We start from the raw sequence: 20464 nt of genomic DNA, 5'->3' as shown, positions 1-20464 counted from the left end.
ATAATGGCATTTGAAGGTTTAGCCGACCGACTGCAGGGCACTTTGCAAAGAATTCGAGGCAAGGGTAAAGTGACGGAAGCTGATGTAAAAGAAATGATGAGAGAAGTAAAGCTCGCACTTCTTGAAGCGGACGTTAACTTTAAAGTAGTTAAGGATTTTATCAAACGTGTCAATGAAAGGGCTATTGGTCAAGAAGTTTTAAAGAGCTTGACACCTGGTCAACAGGTAATTAAGGTCGTTAAGGAAGAATTGACGGAATTAATGGGTGGCGAACAAAGCAAGATTGCTGTTTCAAATCGTCCTCCAACTGTTATCCTCATGGTTGGTTTACAGGGTGCCGGTAAAACAACCACCACAGGTAAACTGGCTAATCTGCTCCGCAAGAAATATAATCGAAAACCAATGCTGGTTGCAGCCGATATTTATCGTCCGGCAGCGATTAAGCAGCTGGAAACTTTAGGTGGTCAGCTCTCTATGCCTGTCTTTTCTATGGGAGATCAAGTAAGTCCTGTAGAAATTGCCAAGCAAGGGGTTGCTAAAGCTAAAGAAGAGCATTGCGATTATGTTTTAGTCGATACAGCAGGGCGTTTGCATATTGATGAAAATCTGATGGGCGAATTGGCTGAAATTAAAGAAGCCGTAAAACCAGATGAGATTTTCTTAGTTGTAGATGCCATGACAGGACAGGATGCGGTCAATGTAGCTAAAAGCTTTAACGACCAACTCGAAATCACCGGTGTTATTTTAACCAAATTGGATGGAGATACACGTGGTGGTGCAGCATTATCAATTCGTTCAGTAGCTGAAAAGCCGATTAAGTTTGTCGGTATGGGTGAGAAGATGGATGCATTAGAGCCATTCCACCCGGAACGAATGGCTTCCAGGATTCTAGGGATGGGCGATGTTCTCACACTGATTGAGAAGGCCCAAACGGATGTTGATGAGGAGAAAGCGCGCGAACTCGAGAAGAAGATGCGTACAAACTCTTTCACATTTGATGATTTCCTCGAACAGCTAGCACAGGTCAAAAAAATGGGACCGCTGGATGACATTTTAAAAATGCTTCCAGGTGCAAACAAAATTAAAGGGATGAACAATCTTTCCATTGATGATAAGCAAATTGCTCATGTTGAGGCAATCATTCAATCAATGACGAAGAAAGAGAAGGATCAGCCTGAAATTATTAATGCCAGCAGACGTAAACGGATTGCTAAAGGAAGCGGAAGACCGATTCAGGAAGTAAATCGACTTCTGAAGCAATTTGAAGACATGAAGAAGATGATGAAGCAAATGACTGGCATGCAGCAAAAAGGTAAGAAAAAAGGCGGCTTTAAGCTACCTTTTATGTAAAAAAATATGGGTGTTAAGAAAAAACACTTTACAAGGGTATATTGATTTGGTAATATACTATCTTGTGTGATACTATTCGGAGGTGCAAGTATAAAATGGCAGTAAAAATTCGTTTAAAACGTATGGGAGCTAAAAAGTCTCCTTTCTATCGTATTGTAGTAGCAGATTCTCGTTCTCCTCGTGACGGTCGTTTCATTGAGACAGTTGGAACTTACAACCCAGTTGCAAACCCAGCTGAAGTGAAAATTGACGAGGAACTTACTTTACAATGGCTTCAAAACGGTGCTAAACCATCTGACACAGTTCGTAACTTGTTGTCTAAAGAAGGCATCATGGAAAAATTCCACAACGCGAAGCAAAGCAAGTAATATAAAGGTCCGTTATGATAGAATTGATTGAAACAATCGTAAAGCCTCTTGTCGATCATCCGGATGACGTGACCGTATCAATGGATGAACAAGCCAATAAGATTGTCTTTACCCTGTCGGTCAATCAGAAAGACATGGGGAAGGTAATCGGCAAACAGGGGCGTGTAGCTAAAGCTATTCGAACAGTAGTGTATACTGCTGCATCCAAGAATGACAAAAAAGTCTATCTGGAAATACGCGATTGAAAAAAGGAGGGAGCAATCCCTCCTTTTTCTTATATATTCATGTATACTCACTAAGGGCTGAGCAAGAGGGCCTGCAGGATGTAGGTCATGAAGACGTTGCCACAGGACGTGGCGATTTTAGTCTTCGTTCCTTGAATTTGGGCCTTTCAGCTTTTGGTTGTCATCCAGCTTCAGGGCCTAACCGCTCGAGACATAAGTGTAGCTGCTGCGGGAGAGAAAAAGCGCTCTCCCTACGCACCTCCTCTTATGCTTGTCGCGGCTGAGCAAGGCCCTTCAGCTTTTGGTTGTCATCCAGCTTCAAGAGCTAGGAGTTCGGGACATAAGCATGGTCTCTTCGGGAGGAAAGGACGCCTCCCTACCTACGTGCCTCCTCTTATGCTTGTCGGGTCTGAACAGTCGCCTCAGCTTTTGGTTGTCATTTATTGTGGTTCGGGATAGTATTAAGTTATGAATTATGAGGGTTTTGGGTTGGTTTTAGAGTGAAGTTTATAATCCATACATAGTACCGTGATTTGAAAGTAGCTATAATGATGATGAGTTGATAAGTTTCAGGATTTCTTCAGTACCGTAATACAATTGGTGGATTGGTATGTATGAAAGAGGTGCCATAATGAAAATACTTCAAAATGTTATAGTGAAACAGGTATTGACTGAGAAGAGTAAAATACAGCTGTTGGAGCAGTTTGAATATAAAAAAAGCGTTTTGAATAAAGAATGTGATCAATTACGCTTTGAATTAAAGAAGCTGGAAAAGACAAAGAAATTTCAACCGGCAAGCTTAAAAACGCATTTTGAAAAAGAAATCGATATGCGTAAAGAAAAAGTGAAGCTGCTCGACTTTCAAATTCAACAGCTTGATATTCTTCCATATGGAAGTGAATTAAAGGAACGTGAAGTTCAGGCAATAATTGATGTTGAAGTCGGGCAAAATTGGGAAGAAGTTGTACAAACTAAAACCATCATTATTAAAGATGGAATCATTGATGAATTTAAATAGAGGTGAACAGAAGGAAATGCAAAAATGGTTTAAAGTTGGCAAAATTGTTAATACTCACGGAATAAAAGGTGAGGTCCGGGTTATTTCAAGTACTGATTTCCCGGAAGAACGATATAAAAAAGGAAGCACTTTATATATCTTTAAAAAGAGCTCAAACGAGCCTGTTGAAGTCACTGTTCAATCTTCGAGACAACACAAAAACTTTTATTTATTGACCTTTGAAGGACATGACACAATAGAATCAGTAGAGTCTTATAAAGAAGGCGTATTAAAGATATCAGAGGAACAAATGGGCAACCTTGATGAAGGGGAATATTATTACCATGAAATCATCGGATGCACGGTACGTACTGCAGATGGTGCCGAATTGGGTGTGGTAAAAGAAATCCTTTCACCTGGAGCAAATGATGTATGGGTCATCAGCGGGAAAAATGGTAAGGAAGTATTGATTCCCTATATTGATGATGTTGTTAAAGAAATTGATGTAGATGCAAAAATGATCTCGATTGATCCGATGGAAGGACTGCTTGATTAATGAGAATCGATATCCTAACTTTATTTCCTGAAATGTTCAGCGGGGTGTTTGGATCATCCATCCTTAAGAAGGCTGCTGAGAAACAGGCAGTTGAATACCATACCCATAATTTCCGGGAGTATTCCGATAACAAGCATCAGTCTGTTGATGATTATCCATATGGCGGTGGGGCAGGAATGGTACTGAAACCTCAGCCGATTTTTGATTGCTTAGAGCAAATCACTCCAAAAGAGCAGAAGAAAAAGCCTCGGGTCATCCTTTTATGTCCACAGGGGGAACGTTATAACCAAGCCAAAGCAGAGGAACTGGCAAAGGAAGATCAGCTTATTTTTGTGTGCGGGCATTACGAAGGGTATGACGAAAGGATACGCGAACATGCGGTGACAGACGAAATATCCATCGGTGATTTTGTATTAACGGGTGGAGAGCTTGGAGCAATGGTGATCATTGATAGTGTTGTGCGGCTATTGCCTGGGGTGCTCGGGAATGAGGATTCACCTGTGCTGGATTCATTTAGTTCAGGTCTTTTGGAACACCCTCATTATACGCGTCCGGCTGATTTTCGCGGGATGAAGGTCCCGGATGTTCTCATTTCGGGAAACCATAAATATATTGAGGAATGGAGAAAGAAAGAATCTCTGCGCAGAACCTGGCAAAGACGTCCGGATTTATTGAATCATTATGATCTGACCAAAGAAGAAAAAAAATGGCTTGAAGAAATAAAAAGTGAAGATAGATAGTTGCGCTTTAGGTGTTTTATATGATAAGATACATTTTGTGAGTTAGGCTGTTAAGCCTTGCTTTTATAACAATGTTCCGCTGTCATTATCTCGAGAAGGGGTGGCAAGAGCATTGGGTGGAAGGAGTTGAATACGATGCATAAATTAATCGAAGAAATCACGAAGGATCAATTAAGAACTGATCTTCCTTCTTTCCGTTCCGGTGATACTGTAAGAGTACACGTTAAGGTTGTTGAGGGAACTCGTGAACGTATTCAGGTATACGAAGGCGTAGTAATCAAGCGTCGTGGAGGCGGAATCAGTGAAACTTTCACAGTCCGCAAAATTTCCTATGGTGTAGGTGTTGAACGTGCATTCCCATTGCACACACCACGTATCGCTAAATTGGAAGTTATCCGTCGCGGTAAAGTACGCCGTGCTAAGCTTTATTACTTGCGTAACCTACGCGGTAAAGCAGCGCGTATTAAAGAAATCCGATAATTACGTGTGTAACGTGAGTGGATACAAGGAGCTTGTGCTGACACAAGCTCCTTTTTCACATTAAACATCAAATTATTGCTTTTTTATGTGAAAAGTATATATTTATACATATATATAGAAGATATAGGCGGTGTACGAATATGGTTAGGTCTAAAGGGAAAAGTGAAATCTTTGAGTGGATTAAAGCTTTAGTTATTGCGATCGTATTGGCAGCAATTATCCGATATTTCCTATTTGCACCTATATTGGTTGATGGTTTATCGATGATGCCAACCCTGCATAATGAAAATAGAATGGTAGTCAATAAAATCTCCTATAAAATCGGTGAACCTGAGCGATTTGATATAGTGGTATTTCACGCTACAGAAGAAAAAGATTACATTAAAAGAGTAATTGGCTTGCCTGGAGATAAAATAGAATATAAAGATGATACTTTATATATTAACGGTAAGGCATATGAAGAGCCGTACCTGGATGAAGCCAAGGAACAAATGATTGAAGGACCTTTGACAGAACCATTTACGCTGGAAGAAATTATTGGCCAGGAAACGGTTCCGGAGGGTGAAGTGTTTGTGATGGGGGATAATCGAAGATACTCGAAAGATAGCCGCCATATTGGTACGATCAAGCAAAGTGAGATTTTGGGCAAAACCAGTCTAGTGTACTGGCCGTTAAAAGAATTTAGAATTGTTGACTAATGACTGAAAAGGTGAAAGTATGACGATACAATGGTTTCCCGGGCATATGGCTAAAGCTCGGCGTGAAGTAACAGAAAAATTAAAGCTGGTAGACATAATATTTGAATTAGTAGATGCAAGGCTTCCCCAATCATCCAGAAATCCGATGATTGATGAAATTATCCAGCATAAACCACGGCTGGTGATTTTAAATAAGGCAGACATGGCAGATCAAAGTAAAACAAATCAATGGTTAGCCTATTTCGAAGCTAAGGGAATTAAAGCCGTAGCCGTAAATGCACATCAAGGGACAGGCTTGAAAAGCATTATGGCGGGAGCTCAAGAAGTTCTTAAAGAAAAAATAGAAAAGATGAAATCCAGAGGGATAAAACCACGTGCAATTCGTGCCATGATTGTCGGAATTCCCAATGTTGGGAAGTCTACATTAATAAATCGGCTTGCTGGGAAAAATATTGCCAAAACCGGTAATATGCCAGGTGTGACAAAAGCGCAGCAATGGATTAAAGTTGGTAAAGAGCTTGAACTATTGGACACCCCTGGTATCCTATGGCCGAAGTTTGAGGATCAGGAAGTCGGCTGTAAATTGGCTGTAACAGGTGCTATTAAGGATACCATTTTAAATCTTCATGATATTGCAATTTATGGATTAAAATTTTTGGAGAAGGAATATCCAGCGCGGTTGCTCGATGGGTATAAGCTTGAGGAAATTCCAGAAGAAATTGTGGAAGCCTTTGATCAAGTAGGCAAATTGCGTGGATGTTTAGCTGGCGGTGGCATAGTTGATTACGATAAAACTGCTGAATTGATTATAAGAGATATCCGTACACAAAAATTTGGAAGATTAACGTTTGAATCTCCATCTGATTTGGAAACTGATGTATAATAAAAAAACTGGAAGGCCCCCTTTGTTTGGGGGTCTTTACATTTGTGTGCCAAAACCGATATTAATTAGGAAGGATAAGAGAAATGACGAATTCACTTACCATATCAGAAATAAAAAATAAGCTTAAAGAGTTAGAAACCCTCGAGGATCCGTTTGTTCAGCAATGCCGCAAGGATCAGCGTAAAGGCGTCCAGGTTGCCCTCTCAGGCTTTGAAAGAGCAATTGCCAGGAAAGTAGAGGAAAGACGTCATTTCGACTCTATATCGGTCTTTGAGAACCAACTAAGGGAAGAAGGATATCAGTATATAGTAGGCATAGACGAAGCAGGCAGAGGGCCACTTGCCGGTCCTGTAGTAGCAGGGGCTGTGATTTTGCCTGAAAATTTTTATTTAGCCGGCCTTACTGACTCTAAGAAACTCTCTGCTGCAAAAAGAGAGCAATACTACGAGTACATACTGGAGAATGCGCTTGCGGTTGGAGTTGGCATTATACACAGTGAGGAAATCGACAAAATAAATATTTATGAAGCTGCCAAAAAGGCGATGCTTTCAGCAGTGAATCAATTAAAAGTATTCCCGGAATATGCATTGATAGATGCCATGAAGTTAGACTTGCCTATACCACAAATGTCACTGATTAAAGGGGATGCCAAATCTATCTCTATTGCAGCTGCTTCAGTCATTGCAAAAGAAACAAGAGACAGACTTATGAAGGAATATGCAGAGATCTATCCACAATATGGATTTGATAAGCATATGGGATATGGAACGAGCAGCCATTTAGAAGCTATTGAAAAATATGGTCCGCTTAATTGGCACAGGATGACATTTGCTCCTTTAAAGAATAATTATTAATAAGAGAGGTGTGATTTTTTGCAGCCTGTCATAAATATAGATTCATGGATCAATAAGCTGGCTTATAGTAAGGTATCAACAGGATTCAGAGATGGTCAAATATTTGCTGGGAAAATCACAAAATTTTATCCTCATAATATGGCGGAAGTTTTCGTAAATGGAACAAAAATGATGGCGGAATTGCAAGTATCTGTGGAAGCGAATGTGCGTCAATTATTTCAGATCAGTCAAACAGAAAATGGTTTGATTCAATTAAAGGTATTGCCATTTGGCAGTGCAAAATCAAAGCCGGATTTGCCTGCTCAACTATTAAGTTCATTTCAGATAAAGCCATCAAGGACGGGGACGAATCTGGCTGAAATGGTGATTGCCAACCAGCTGGCTGTGACGAAAGATAGCTTTACCGAGGCTTTGAACTGGCTGAATTCAACAGGTGATTCATCAATAGGAATCTCGACTGTTAAATTAGCATACCTGAACCAGCTTCCGATACATAAAACTGTATTGGATGCTCTTTTATCATTGAAAAATGGAGAATCATTAACTAGTATGCTTAAATCCTTAACAACATATCTACAGGCCTCTGATACAGGTAAATATGCTCATATAATTAATAGATTAGAGGAATTTCTTCAAACAGGTAAGAGGGAAGCCTTTCAAGGGATAGTTATGTCTCTTAAGGATGAAGATGTGGAAATTCTTCAAAAGGCTGGGCTGATCCTTAAGGAGGGTGAAGCAATTTTATCAAATTCTAGCCATAATAGGGTGCAGGAATGGATAGAAAGGGTCATTAGTGGAAATAGTACACTTCCCTCTGAATTAACAGCAGAAGAATGGCAAAAAGTTCAGGAAAAAATCTCGAAAAGTGATCTGTTCAGTCATCTTGATAAGAATAACACATTATATAAAGCGATGAACTCCATCATGCAATCACTGGGTATTAAGGATCCATCAGAACAGCCTGAGACAGATATATTAAAGGATACATTGATCCAATTGACGGCCGAAAAAACACCGATCCAACTAAAAAACCAGGCTGAAGCCATTCTAACAAGATTAGCTGCGTTTCAATTATTATCCCAGGAAACGGGGCCACTGCAGAATGTATTTATGCAGATTCCAGTCCCCTTTGCTGCGGTTAAAGATGATTTGACATTGCAATGGACTGGTAGAAAACGAAAAGATGGGACAATCGATCCAGCATATTGCCGAATTGTATTTTATTTAGAGCTAGCACACTTAAAAGAAACTGTTATCGACATGAATATCCAAAACCGGATTATCAGTCTAAAGATATGGACCGATGAAGAAAAAGACGCCAATATTGCTGCCAGTTCCCTGGTAACCATACTAAAGGAAAACTTGGAGGAGAAGGGGTATATTCTATCGACTGTGAAATTTGCTGATTTTTCGCACGAGAAGTCAGTAAATTCTGAGATAAATAAATCATATTATCCCTCTTCAGGGTATACCGGAGTTGATTATAAAATATGAAAGAAAGCAGAAAATCTGCCTCTGTTTTAAAATATGAGGAAAATCAGGATGTTTCACCAAAATTAATAGCTAAGGGAAAGGGCATTATAGCTGATCATATTTTAAAGGAAGCTGAAAAACATGAGATTCCTATCCGAAAGGATCCTAGTCTTACAGAATTACTATCGCAGCTTGAGATTAATCAATCGATTCCTGAGGAACTTTATCAGGCAGTTGCAGAGGTTTTTGCCTTTATATATAAGGTTGACCATAAAACTAGTAAATAATTTGTAGATAATCGATTTTTGAGAGATAAAGAATTTCGGCATAGAATTCCTGTTGTACTGTGCATTGGCGTCTTTTTGATTAAAATATGGGTAAAAAAGGAGTGGGCGTGATCGATTTTTTTCTGATTCTGACCATTATTTTTATTCTGGCAACGAATTTAATTGCGTGCTTTGTTTATTATAAAAAACGTAATTTGTATCTAGCTGCATTAGTCATTTTATTATTGTCGGGTGTGTTTGGTCTCGTTGCTGGAATGTTAGCCGTCTGGCTGATAGAAGATGGGTTTGCGTTCTTTTACGGATTTAACCTAGCAGCTATTTTGCTGTGGAATAGTATCGCCGTCTTTTTGATTGCCATCATCGTTTCGCTAATTAAATTGTATCGAAAACAAGCCTAATGGGTTTAGCTCTATTCAGGGGAATTTCCAGGATATATTCAAGTGGGATGTTGGAATGAATCTAAAGGCTAAAAGAAAATTTGCGAGAAATGAACAAGTAGTGGATAGAATAATCATCTATTAAGATAGAAACTTATTCTCTGTAATTAAAGAGAGGTTTCTACAGATTTCCAAATATATATACATTCATTTTGAAGGTTGAATAAGATGATTTCAGCCTTTCTTTAGTATGCTTTCTTTATCGTATTATGCAATCAAGTGTAAAAAAATTACCGATATTTGGAGAAAACGCTTTAAAATATTGGACTTTGAATACTAGTTTTAATACAATGAAAACGCAATATATTTTTTATAGTCTGAAAGTTTTGATGGGAGGATAAGAAATGAATATCCATGAGTATCAAGGTAAAGAGATCCTCAGACAATACGGGGTAAATGTCCCAAATGGAAAAGTTGCTTTTTCAGTAGAGGAAGCAGTTAACGCTGCAAGTGAACTTGGAACAGCGGTTACTGTTGTGAAAGCTCAAATCCATGCGGGTGGAAGAGGGAAAGCTGGCGGGGTCAAGGTTGCCAAATCGCTGGATGAGGTTCGTACATATGCTGGTGAAATACTCGGCAAAGTATTGGTAACGCATCAAACGGGTCCGGATGGCAAAGAAGTAAAACGCTTACTTATTGAAGAAGGCTGTGATATCAAGAAAGAATATTATGTTGGGCTTGTTCTTGATAGAGCAACTTCAAGAGTAGTATTAATGGCTTCTGAAGAGGGCGGAACAGAAATAGAAGAAGTTGCTGAAAAGACACCGGAAAAAATCTTCAAGGAAGTTATTGATCCTGTAATTGGATTAACACCATTCCAAGCTAGAAGAATAGCTTTTAATATTAATATACCAAAAGAATTAATTAACAAAGCAGCAAAATTTATGACTAGTCTCTATACAGCATTTATTGAAAAAGACTGCTCCATTGCAGAAATCAATCCTTTGGTCGTTACAGGCGACGGAGAAGTGATGGCTTTGGATGCTAAGTTGAATTTTGACGAAAATGCGCTTTATCGCCACAAGGATATTGTTGCTTATCGTGATCTTGAGGAAGAAGATCCAAAAGAAATAGAAGCTTCCAAGTATGACCTAAGCTATATATCTCTTGATGGCAATATCGGCTGTATGGTTAATGGAGCAGGACTGGCTATGTCCACAATGGATATTATTAATCATTATGGTGGCACTCCTGCCAACTTCCTCGATGTAGGAGGCAGTGCAACGGCTGAAAAAGTTACGGAAGCATTTAAGATTATCCTTTCAGACAGCCATGTTAAAGGGATTTTTGTAAATATATTTGGCGGCATAATGAAATGTGATGTTATTGCTGAGGGTGTTGTCGAAGCAGCTAAGCAGGTTAGCTTACAGGTTCCTCTGGTCGTTCGTTTAGAAGGAACAAATGTAGACCTTGGCAAAAAGATATTAGAGGAATCCGGTATTAATGTCACAGCTGCAGAATCAATGGCTGATGGTGCACAAAAAATCGTTTCGTTAATAGGCTAAGACTGGAGGATATATGAGATGAGCGTATTTGTTAATAAAGATTCAAAAGTGATTGTACAAGGTATTACAGGATCTACAGCCCGCTTTCATACGAAGCAAATGCTAGAATACGGCACGAAAATCGTGGGAGGTGTAACACCTGGTAAAGGCGGCGAAGAAGCTGAGGGTGTTCCTGTCTTCAATACCGTAATTGAAGCAAAAGAAGCAACAGGTGCCAATGTATCAGTTATCTATGTACCAGCACCTTTTGCTGCAGATTCGATTCTTGAAGCAGTAGATGCAGAGCTTGATCTCGTAATCTGTATTACAGAGCATATCCCTGTATTGGACATGGTAAAAGTGAAACGATATATGGAAGGGAAGAAAACACGTCTAATCGGGCCAAACTGTCCGGGCGTCATTACTCCTGAAGAATGTAAGGTAGGGATCATGCCTGGTTATATCCACAGAAAAGGGCATATTGGCGTTGTTTCTCGCTCGGGTACATTAACCTATGAAGCGGTGCATCAATTAACTCAGGCGGGCTTTGGACAGTCTTCAGCTGTTGGTATTGGCGGCGACCCTGTCAATGGAACTGATTTCATCGACGTTTTAAAAGCTTTTAATGAGGATCCGGAGACGTATGCGGTGATTATGATTGGTGAAATAGGTGGTACAGCAGAAGAAGAAGCAGCCCAATGGGTGAAAGAAAATATGACAAAACCGGTTACCGGATTTATCGGCGGCCGTACAGCTCCTCCAGGGAAACGAATGGGCCATGCAGGCGCTATTATTTCCGGTGGAAAAGGAACAGCTGATGAGAAAATTCGTGTGTTGAATGAATGCGGTATAAAAGTGGCGGAAACTCCCGCTGTAATGGGCGAAACGATGCTAAGCGTATTAAAAGAAAAAGGGCTATACGATAAATGTAAAACGCATTAATAATAAGACAAGTCTCCCCTTATCCTTTTTAAGGGGAGCGTCTTTATATATTAAAAATATTAAGAGGTGAAGCTGTTATGGATGAATGGAAGAATAGGCTTGTGCACCTGGATCATTGTCGGGGTATGAGTTGGAAAGCGAAATTCCGCATATTGAAAGATGATCCGAACCTTCAGAAGATGTATGATCAGCCCTACCGTTATTGGGCGGAAACATTGGAGTTATCCTCTGCAAAAATCTCCTTATTCATGAAAGACCTCCAAAACAAAGATCTTCAAAAAATGCCTTCTATTTATGAGAAAAACCAAATCCGCTGTATAACATTCCTCGATGACCTATATCCCGGACAACTTTCCGTTATTTATCAACAACCATGGATTTTATATTGCAAAGGAAATCCTGAACTCTTGCATAATTCAAGGATATTAGCCATAATAGGTAGCCGTGCCCCTACTGAATACGGAAAAAAGATGGTTAACTATCTAATTCCCGATTTAGTTAAGGCGGATGTATGTATCGCAAGTGGATTAGCAAGAGGGATCGATTCACATGCACAAATTAAAGCTCTCCAAAGTGGTGGTAAGGTTATAGCTGTTATTGGTGGTGGGCTTTTTAATATTTACCCAAAAGAAAATACAGCACTTGCTGAATTAATTATGAAAAATGGTGTAGTATTGTCAGAATATCCACCGATCATGAAACCGGAACCCTGGCATTTTCCTATGAGAAACAGAATTATTAGTGGTTTATCACGGGCGATACTAGTGGTAGAGGGAAAACAAAGAAGTGGGACATTTATCACGATCCAGCATGGATTAGAACAGGGTAAAGATATCTATGCGGTCCCGGGAAGTGTGTTTTCTGAACTGTCTGCCGGCCCACATGAATTGATTAAAGAGGGTGCCAAATTAATCAATCATGCTAATGATATTCTCTATGAGTGGTGACATAAACAGAGCTTCGGGACATGCATGGATGAAGATTACCATTTTGTTAGTTAGGCTATTTTAAAACTATTTAAGTTGCAAAATTATAATTTCTGTTATACATTGTGCTTCAGACAAGGTTTTTTAAGTCAGGGTAATTATTCAGATTATATTGATTGTTGTTAATAGTGAAAAATCATTAGAACATACCATTGACAGAAGTAAATCTAAACCTTCATAATCATACATGCATGAATATAGAGAATGATACCCTCTTAAGGAGGAAAGAAATGGCGGATTATTTAGTTATAGTGGAATCGCCTGCTAAAGCGAAAACCATTGAAAAATATTTAGGAAAAAAATATAAAGTAAAAGCATCCATGGGCCATGTACGCGATTTACCGAAGAGCCAGATGGGTGTAGATTTTGAACAAAATTATCAATTAAAATATATCACCATTCGCGGTAAAGGTGATGTACTTAAAGATTTAAAGACAGCCGCAAAAAAAGCCAAGAAAGTTTATCTCGCGGCTGACCCCGACAGAGAAGGGGAAGCAATCGCGTGGCATTTAGCTCATAGTCTCGGTGTGGATGTAAGCTCTGATTGCCGTGTCGTATTTAATGAAATAACAAAAGACGCGATTAAAGAGTCATTTAAACATCCAAGACCTATTAAAATGAATCTGGTAGATGCACAGCAAGCGAGAAGAGTCTTAGACCGTATTGTGGGATACAGCATTAGCCCAATTCTATGGAAAAAAATAAAAAAAGGCTTGAGTGCCGGACGTGTTCAATCCGTTGCTGTACGTCTGATTATCGATCGTGAAAAAGAAATAGCGGCGTTTGAACCGGAAGAGTACTGGTCCATTAATGGATCGTTTCTGAAAGGCAAGAAGGATTTTGAAGCTAATTTTCAATCTCTGAACGGCAAGAAAGTCCCATTGCAATCCAAAGACGATGTAAATAATATACTTTCAAAATTAAATGGAAACGAATTCTTAGTACAATCGGTAACGAAGAAGGAGCGAAAACGTAATCCAGCTCCTCCGTTTACGACATCATCCTTACAGCAGGAAGCGGCTCGTAAACTTAATTTCAGAGCAAAGAAAACCATGATGATTGCTCAGCAACTGTATGAAGGTATTGAGATTGGCAAAGAAGGAACTGTCGGTCTGATTACGTATATGAGAACGGACTCTACCAGGATTTCAGAAACTGCTCAAAAAGAAGCAAGCGGATGGATTACATCTCAGTTTGGGGAAGAATACTTACCAAAGACCCAAAGGAAGGATAAGCAAACATCTGGAGCACAGGATGCCCATGAGGCAGTAAGGCCGACCGGAGTGATCAGGGAACCTTCTATGATGAAGCAATATCTCTCTCGTGACCAACACCGCTTATATAAATTAATATGGGAACGATTTGTTGCCAGTCAGATGGCGCCTGCCATTATGGACACGATGGCCGTAGATTTAAAAAACGGTGATGTCGTATTCAGAGCAAATGGGTCCAAAGTAAAATTTGCCGGTTTTATGAAAGTATATATTGAAGGCAATGATGATAATAATGAAGAAAAGGAAAATTTACTGCCAGATTTGAAAGAAGGGGATGTTGTATTCTCGAAGGACATCGAGTCAAATCAACATTTTACTCAGCCGCCTCCGCGTTATACAGAAGCAAGGCTCGTTAAAACCCTTGAAGAATTAGGCATTGGTAGACCATCAACCTATGCGCCAACACTAGACACTATCCAAAAGAGAGGCTATGTAGCTCTAGATAATAAGCGTTTTATTCCGACAGAGCTTGGCGAGATTATTATTGAGGTTATGAGTGAATTCTTCCCTGACATCCTGGATGTAGAATTCACAGCTAAAATGGAAAACGAACTGGATAATGTAGAAGATGGAGAAGTTGAATGGGTTAATATTATCGATCACTTCTATAAAGAGTTCGAAAAGGATTTAGCCAAGGCTGAAGAAGAGATGAAAGAAATCGAAATAAAGGATGAGCCAACAGGCGAAACATGTGAAGAATGTGGATCAGCGATGGTGTATAAAATGGGGCGTTACGGAAAATTTGCGGCATGCAGTAATTTTCCTGATTGCCGGAATACCAAGCCGATTGTTAAAGAAATCGGTGTGAAATGTCCTAAATGCCATGAAGGAAACATCGTTGAGCGAAAAAGCAAAAAACGCCGCATCTTCTATGGCTGTGATCGTTACCCGGCTTGTGAATTCATTTCTTGGGATAAGCCGATACAACGACCATGCCCAAAATGTCAGGGACCGTTAGTTGAGAAAAAACTTAAAAAAGGCATTCAAGTTACATGTCTTGATTGTAATTATAAGGAAGAACCGCAGAGTTAAAGGAAGGAAGAGCTGAGGCTCTTCCTTCTTAAATCTGAATAAAATACGTGAAAGATCCTGAAACTTTTTAATAACAGATACGTATGACTTATAAAATGTATTGTTTTTAAATGTGTTACATGATATAACGATTTACGTAATAAATATAGCTGGAGGGTATACATAATGCAAAGAGTAATAGTAGTAGGTGCCGGATTAGCCGGCAGCGAAGCGGCCTGGCAATTGGCCGAGAGAGGCATACAGGTTGATTTATATGAGATGAGACCTGTGAAACAAACTCCGGCACATCATACTGATAAGTTCGCTGAATTGGTTTGCAGCAATTCTTTGCGAGCGAATACTTTAACCAATGCGGTTGGAGTATTGAAAGAGGAAATGCGTCAATTAAATTCACTGATTATTGATTCTGCAGATCACTGTTCTGTACCCGCAGGGGGAGCACTTGCTGTTGATCGCCATGAGTTTGCAGGCAGAGTAACAGATACATTGAAAAATCATCCAAATGTAACAATTCATAATGAGGAATTAACGGAAATACCGAAAGATGAGATAACAATTATTGCGACGGGTCCTCTTACCAGTGAATTATTATCGCGTGAGATCAGCCAATTAACAGGTGAGGACTATTTCTATTTTTATGATGCGGCTGCACCAATTATTGAAAAAGACAGTATAGATTTAGATAAAGTTTATTTGAAATCACGGTATGATAAAGGGGAAGCAGCCTATTTAAATTGCCCAATGACTGAAGAGGAGTTTAATACTTTTTATGATGCTTTAATTGAAGCAGAAACTGTTCCGTTAAAAGAGTTTGAAAAGGAAATCTTCTTTGAAGGATGCATGCCGATTGAAGTAATGGCGAAACGTGGAAAGAAAACGATGCTATTTGGCCCGATGAAGCCGGTTGGCCTTGAAGATCCTAAAACAGGAAAACGACCATATGCAGTTGTTCAGCTTCGTCAGGATGATGCAGCTGGAACTTTGTATAATATTGTTGGATTCCAAACTCATTTGAAGTGGGGCCCGCAAAAAGAAGTTATTAGGTTAATTCCAGGTCTGGAAAATGCTGAAATTGTGAGATATGGTGTCATGCACAGAAACACCTTTATCAATTCGCCTAAAGTGCTGGAAGCTACATATCAGCTAAAAGCAAAGCCTAATTTATTCTTTGCAGGTCAAATGACAGGTGTAGAGGGATATGTAGAATCGGCTGCCTCAGGCTTAATTGCAGGCATCAATGCAGCACGGATGGCTTCAGGACAGAAACCATTGACCTTCCCTCAAGAAACAGCAATGGGAAGCATGGCTCATTATATCACATCAACCAATGCTAAAAATTTCCAACCAATGAATGCTAATTTTGGCTTATTCCCGGATTTAGGAAGGAAGATTAAATCCAAACAAGAACGAGCTGAAGCCCATGCTGAACGCGCTTTACAAACAATTCGGAACTTTTTGAATAGTTAGTAAAATAATTGCAAGGGTTACTATTATATGTTAGTATTTAGTAACCCTTGAACAGGAGTGACTTTTTTGAATAATGGAACTTCTTTAGAATTTTATATAAAGTATTTACAAATCGAAAAAAACTATTCAAAATATACTATTGCATATTACAAACAGGATATAGAGGAATTTTTCTTGTTCATGAGTGAACAAGTTATTTCCAGTTTGAAAGCAGTCACATATCCTGATGCTCGATTATATGTTACGAATCTCACTGAACGTAATTTGTCTAAAAGAAGTATCAGCAGGAAGATATCTTGCTTACGATCGTTTTATAAGTTTCTCATGAGGGAAAATATGGTGGATGAAAATCCATTTGCAATGCTTTCGTTGCCAAAAAAAGAACAGAGGCTGCCTAGGTTTATGTATGAAGAAGAGATGGAAGCGATATTTTCAGCTATCGATCATACTTCAACAATAGGAAAGCGGGATTTGGCTATATTAGAACTCCTGTATGCAACAGGTATGAGGGTAAGTGAATGTTGCAGTGTGGAACTGGGGGATTTGGATTTTTCTCTTATGACTGTTCTTGCCCATGGGAAGGGTAAGAAGGATCGTTATATTCCTTTTGGCGAACATGCAAAAAAAGCATTGCAGAAATATATTGAAGGACCAAGAAAAGAGTTAATAAAAAAATCTTCACAAACGCATGCTTTTCTGTTTGTTAACCAAAGAGGTAACCCTTTAACCCCGAGGGGTGTTCGGTATATTTTAACGAATATTATAGATAAAGCATCCGTAAACAAACATTTATATCCACATATGTTGCGGCATAGTTTTGCGACACACCTATTAAATAGCGGTGCGGATATACGTTCTGTACAAGAACTTCTCGGTCATTCTTCCATACAAGCGACGCAGGTTTATACGCATGTCAGTAAGGAAAGACTAAGAGAAGTTTATAGAAACAGCCATCCGAGAGCTTGAAAGATATATGTGCCTTAATTTTAGTGAGGGAGAGTTGTATTATGGAACAGTTTCATGCTACTACCATTTTTGCAGTACAACATAATGGGGAATGTGCAATGGCTGGTGATGGTCAGGTAACAATGGGAAATGCCGTTGTTATGAAACACACTGCAAAAAAAGTGAGAAAACTATTCAATGGAAAAGTGTTAGCCGGTTTTGCAGGCTCTGTTGCGGATGCTTTTTCATTATTTGAAATGTTCGAGAGTAAGTTACATGAATATAATGGAAACTTGCAGCGTGCAGCAGTTGAACTTGCTAAATCCTGGAGAAGCGATAAAGTTTTACGTAAGCTTGAAGCTATGTTGATCGTAATGGATACGAATCATATGCTGCTGATTTCAGGTACCGGAGAAGTGATTGAGCCTGATGATGGAATATTGGCAATCGGTTCCGGTGGGAATTATGCGCTTTCCTCTGGACGTGCCTTAAAACGATTTTCCGGTGAAAATATGACAGCTCGAGAAATTGCTCATGCTTCGTTAACAATTGCATCTGAAATTTGTGTATATACGAATTCTAATATTATTTTGGAAGAGCTATGAACAAAGGAGGGTCAGAATGAAACAGGACATCAAAAATCTAACACCGAGACAAATAGTTGAGAAATTGGATCAATACATAATTGGGCAAGCGGATGCTAAAAGAGCAGTCGCTATTGCATTAAGAAATAGGTATCGACGCGGTCTTTTAAAAGAAAACATGCGTGATGAGGTTGTACCAAAAAATATTCTCATGATTGGACCGACTGGTGTTGGAAAAACTGAAATAGCTCGACGAATAGCTAAAATTGTGAAAGCGCCTTTTATTAAAGTGGAAGCAACGAAATTCACAGAGGTTGGCTATGTCGGACGTGATGTGGAAAGCATGGTGCGTGATTTAGCTGAAACTTCTGTTAGACTTGTAAAAGAAGAAAGAATGCTGGAAGTGAAGGATAAAGCATTAGAAAATGCTAACAATCGAATTATAGATTTGTTAGTACCTTCTGGCAAAAAGTCGTCTTCCTTTAAAAATCCTTTCGAAATGATTTTCGGCGGTTCAGGTGATACTACTAATTCATCTGATCAAGATAATCAGGAAGAAGAAAGAAATATATATGAAAAACGCAGATTAATGAAAGAGCGTTTATTAAAAGGTGAGTTAGAAGAAGAAGTAATTACTGTTGAGGTAGAAGAACAGGCTCCATCCATGTTTGATATGCTTCAGGGATCCGGTATGGAACAAATGGGCATGAATATGCAGGATGCATTCAGTAATCTAATGCCTAAAAAACAGAAAAAACGAAAATTAGCTATTAAAGATGCACGTAAGGTATTGGCAAATGAAGAAGCGCAAAAATTAATTGATATGGATGAGGTAACACAGGTAGCTATAGAACGAGCTGAACAGACTGGTATCATCTTTATTGATGAAATAGATAAAATAGCAAGTAAGAGCGGCGGCGCCTCTTCAGCAGACGTATCCAGAGAGGGAGTCCAAAGGGATATCCTGCCTGTTGTTGAAGGTTCGACAGTCGTAACGAAATACGGTACTGTTAAAACGGATCATGTTTTATTTATTGCTGCAGGTGCTTTCCATATAGCAAAGCCTTCTGACCTTATTCCTGAACTGCAAGGGCGTTTTCCAATCAGAGTAGAACTTAAAAAATTATCTGTGGATGATTTTTATAAAGTGTTAATAGAACCTGACAACGCTCTAATTAAACAATATATAGCATTATTAGAAACAGAAGGTATAGAAATTGAATTTTCAGACGAAGCTATTCGTAGGATAGCCGAGGTTGCTTTTGAAGTGAACCAAAACACGGATAACATTGGAGCAAGAAGATTACATACTATTATGGAAAAGCTTTTAGAGGACTTATCATTTGAAGCTCCTGAAATTTCTATGGGGAACATCATGATTACCCCTAAGTATGTGGATGAAAAGCTGGGCGCAATATCTAAAAATAAAGACTTAAGTGAGTTTATATTATAAGTAGTTTGATGTTTCAGATTATTGCTCAAGGGTACAACTAATTAGTTACATTTTACTCTTTTCCATTATCCTGTTCACTCAATAAACTTGATAAATATCCATAAAAGAAGACAATATAGGAGGAAGTAAACAATGGATTTACTGAATAAAACAAGAAAAATAAACTCGATGCTGCAACAAACAGGCGGAAAGCAAGTTAACTTTAAGGAAATGGCTGAAAGCTTAAGTGAAGTAATTCAGGCGAATATCTTCGTAGTCAGCCGCAGAGGTAAATTACTTGGTTTCCAGATCAACCAACAAATTGAAAATGAGCGTATGAAAAAAATGCTCGAAGACCGTCAATTTCCAGAAGAGTATACGAATAATCTTTTTAATGTTAAAGAAACATCTTCCAATCTTGATGTTGAGAGCGAATATACAGCTTTCCCTGTTGAAAACAAAGAATTATTCAAATCAGGCTGGACAACAATTATTCCTATCGTAGGTGGCGGTGAGCGCCTTGGTACTCTAATTCTTTCCCGCGTAGAACAAAAATTCGCTGATGATGATTTAATTCTTGGTGAATACGGTGCTACTGTTGTTGGAATGGAAATTTTGCGTGAAAAGGCAGAAGAAATTGAAGAGGAAGCTAGAAGCAAGGCTGTTGTTCAAATGGCTATCAGTTCATTATCTTACAGTGAATTAGAAGCTATTGAGCATATCTTTGAAGAATTAAAAGGCAATGAAGGTTTATTAGTTGCTTCCAAAATAGCTGACCGAGTAGGAATTACACGTTCTGTTATTGTTAATGCATTAAGAAAATTAGAAAGTGCCGGTGTAATTGAATCTCGTTCTTTAGGTATGAAAGGTACTTATATCAAAGTATTGAATGCTAAATTCTTAAACGAGCTTGAAGGTTTAAAACGTTAATACAGCAAATAATAGAGGCTTGGACATAAGTATTTCAGTCA

At 38.9% G+C, this 20464-nt stretch carries 22 protein-coding genes; all 22 read left to right on the top strand.

What is annotated here, in order from left to right:
• The first annotated feature begins 3 nt into the window (after nucleotides 1-3).
• Nucleotides 4-1350 (top strand): signal recognition particle protein, encoded by a 1347-nt coding sequence (gene ffh, locus AC4D4B_RS10230; RefSeq protein WP_490995914.1) that lies wholly within the window; start codon nucleotides 4-6, stop codon nucleotides 1348-1350.
• 95 nt (nucleotides 1351-1445) lie between these two features.
• A complete protein-coding gene (gene rpsP / locus AC4D4B_RS10225; protein WP_490995913.1) occupies nucleotides 1446-1718 on the top strand; it encodes a 30S ribosomal protein S16 in 273 nt (90 codons plus the stop codon).
• Between the two features lie 14 nt (nucleotides 1719-1732).
• Nucleotides 1733-1963: a KH domain-containing protein gene (locus tag AC4D4B_RS10220; RefSeq protein WP_490995912.1), complete on the top strand. Its 231-nt coding sequence runs from the start codon at nucleotides 1733-1735 to the stop codon at nucleotides 1961-1963.
• Nucleotides 1964-2573: 610 nt separating this feature from the next.
• A complete protein-coding gene (locus AC4D4B_RS10215; protein WP_066102285.1) occupies nucleotides 2574-2960 on the top strand; it encodes a YlqD family protein in 387 nt (128 codons plus the stop codon).
• A gap of 16 nt (nucleotides 2961-2976) precedes the next feature.
• Nucleotides 2977-3495 (top strand): ribosome maturation factor RimM, encoded by a 519-nt coding sequence (gene rimM / locus AC4D4B_RS10210; protein WP_490996025.1) that lies wholly within the window; start codon nucleotides 2977-2979, stop codon nucleotides 3493-3495.
• Complete coding sequence (gene trmD / locus AC4D4B_RS10205; RefSeq protein WP_490995911.1) at nucleotides 3495-4235, top strand: tRNA (guanosine(37)-N1)-methyltransferase TrmD; 741 nt, start codon at nucleotides 3495-3497, stop codon at nucleotides 4233-4235. Before rimM ends, trmD begins: the two co-directional genes overlap by 1 nt.
• Nucleotides 4236-4370: 135 nt before the next feature.
• Nucleotides 4371-4715 (top strand): 50S ribosomal protein L19, encoded by a 345-nt coding sequence (gene rplS / locus AC4D4B_RS10200; RefSeq protein ID WP_490995910.1) that lies wholly within the window; start codon nucleotides 4371-4373, stop codon nucleotides 4713-4715.
• 140 nt (nucleotides 4716-4855) lie between these two features.
• On the top strand, nucleotides 4856-5413 hold the full coding sequence (gene lepB, locus AC4D4B_RS10195; RefSeq protein WP_490999868.1) for a signal peptidase I: 558 nt from the start codon (nucleotides 4856-4858) through the stop codon (nucleotides 5411-5413).
• 19 nt (nucleotides 5414-5432) lie between these two features.
• Complete coding sequence (ylqF, locus tag AC4D4B_RS10190) at nucleotides 5433-6296, top strand: ribosome biogenesis GTPase YlqF (protein WP_490995908.1); 864 nt, start codon at nucleotides 5433-5435, stop codon at nucleotides 6294-6296.
• Nucleotides 6297-6379: 83 nt separating this feature from the next.
• A complete protein-coding gene (gene rnhB / locus AC4D4B_RS10185; protein WP_490995907.1) occupies nucleotides 6380-7150 on the top strand; it encodes a ribonuclease HII in 771 nt (256 codons plus the stop codon).
• A gap of 18 nt (nucleotides 7151-7168) precedes the next feature.
• Complete coding sequence (locus AC4D4B_RS10180; protein WP_490999867.1) at nucleotides 7169-8644, top strand: hypothetical protein; 1476 nt, start codon at nucleotides 7169-7171, stop codon at nucleotides 8642-8644.
• A complete protein-coding gene (locus AC4D4B_RS10175; protein ID WP_490995905.1) occupies nucleotides 8641-8910 on the top strand; it encodes an EscU/YscU/HrcU family type III secretion system export apparatus switch protein in 270 nt (89 codons plus the stop codon). The genes AC4D4B_RS10180 and AC4D4B_RS10175 overlap by 4 nt, the downstream gene beginning before the upstream one ends.
• Before the next feature lie 107 nt (nucleotides 8911-9017).
• The gene (locus AC4D4B_RS10170; protein ID WP_490995904.1) at nucleotides 9018-9308 is read left to right on the top strand and encodes a 3-isopropylmalate dehydrogenase; all 291 of its coding nucleotides are present in this window, start codon (nucleotides 9018-9020) and stop codon (nucleotides 9306-9308) included.
• Between the two features lie 383 nt (nucleotides 9309-9691).
• Entirely contained in the window at nucleotides 9692-10852 is a 1161-nt protein-coding gene (sucC, locus tag AC4D4B_RS10165) for an ADP-forming succinate--CoA ligase subunit beta (protein WP_148629561.1), read from the top strand.
• Nucleotides 10853-10870: 18 nt separating this feature from the next.
• Nucleotides 10871-11773, top strand: coding sequence for a succinate--CoA ligase subunit alpha (gene sucD / locus AC4D4B_RS10160; protein ID WP_490995903.1), 903 nt, complete (start codon nucleotides 10871-10873; stop codon nucleotides 11771-11773).
• A gap of 125 nt (nucleotides 11774-11898) precedes the next feature.
• Nucleotides 11899-12720 carry a DNA-processing protein DprA gene (gene dprA / locus AC4D4B_RS10155; protein ID WP_490999866.1) on the top strand — a complete coding sequence of 274 codons (822 nt, stop codon included), beginning with the start codon at nucleotides 11899-11901 and terminating at the stop codon, nucleotides 12718-12720.
• Nucleotides 12721-12989: 269 nt separating this feature from the next.
• Nucleotides 12990-15065, top strand: coding sequence for a type I DNA topoisomerase (topA, locus tag AC4D4B_RS10150; protein WP_490999865.1), 2076 nt, complete (start codon nucleotides 12990-12992; stop codon nucleotides 15063-15065).
• Nucleotides 15066-15230: 165 nt separating this feature from the next.
• Nucleotides 15231-16532 (top strand): FADH(2)-oxidizing methylenetetrahydrofolate--tRNA-(uracil(54)-C(5))-methyltransferase TrmFO, encoded by a 1302-nt coding sequence (trmFO, locus tag AC4D4B_RS10145; RefSeq protein ID WP_490999864.1) that lies wholly within the window; start codon nucleotides 15231-15233, stop codon nucleotides 16530-16532.
• Nucleotides 16533-16598: 66 nt separating this feature from the next.
• Nucleotides 16599-17498, top strand: a complete 900-nt coding sequence (gene xerC / locus AC4D4B_RS10140) for a tyrosine recombinase XerC (protein WP_490995899.1) — start codon at nucleotides 16599-16601, stop codon at nucleotides 17496-17498.
• A 41-nt stretch (nucleotides 17499-17539) separates the two neighbouring features.
• Nucleotides 17540-18082, top strand: coding sequence for an ATP-dependent protease subunit HslV (hslV, locus tag AC4D4B_RS10135; protein ID WP_490995898.1), 543 nt, complete (start codon nucleotides 17540-17542; stop codon nucleotides 18080-18082).
• 16 nt (nucleotides 18083-18098) lie between these two features.
• Nucleotides 18099-19514 carry an ATP-dependent protease ATPase subunit HslU gene (hslU, locus tag AC4D4B_RS10130; protein WP_490995897.1) on the top strand — a complete coding sequence of 472 codons (1416 nt, stop codon included), beginning with the start codon at nucleotides 18099-18101 and terminating at the stop codon, nucleotides 19512-19514.
• Between the two features lie 132 nt (nucleotides 19515-19646).
• The gene (codY, locus tag AC4D4B_RS10125) at nucleotides 19647-20423 is read left to right on the top strand and encodes a GTP-sensing pleiotropic transcriptional regulator CodY (RefSeq protein WP_490995896.1); all 777 of its coding nucleotides are present in this window, start codon (nucleotides 19647-19649) and stop codon (nucleotides 20421-20423) included.
• Nucleotides 20424-20464: the final 41 nt, after the last annotated feature.

Source organism: Pradoshia sp. Z6_59 (genome assembly GCF_058267515.1).
Note: the sequence above shows the minus strand (reverse complement) of the source record. Positions and strands in the feature narration are given on the sequence as shown.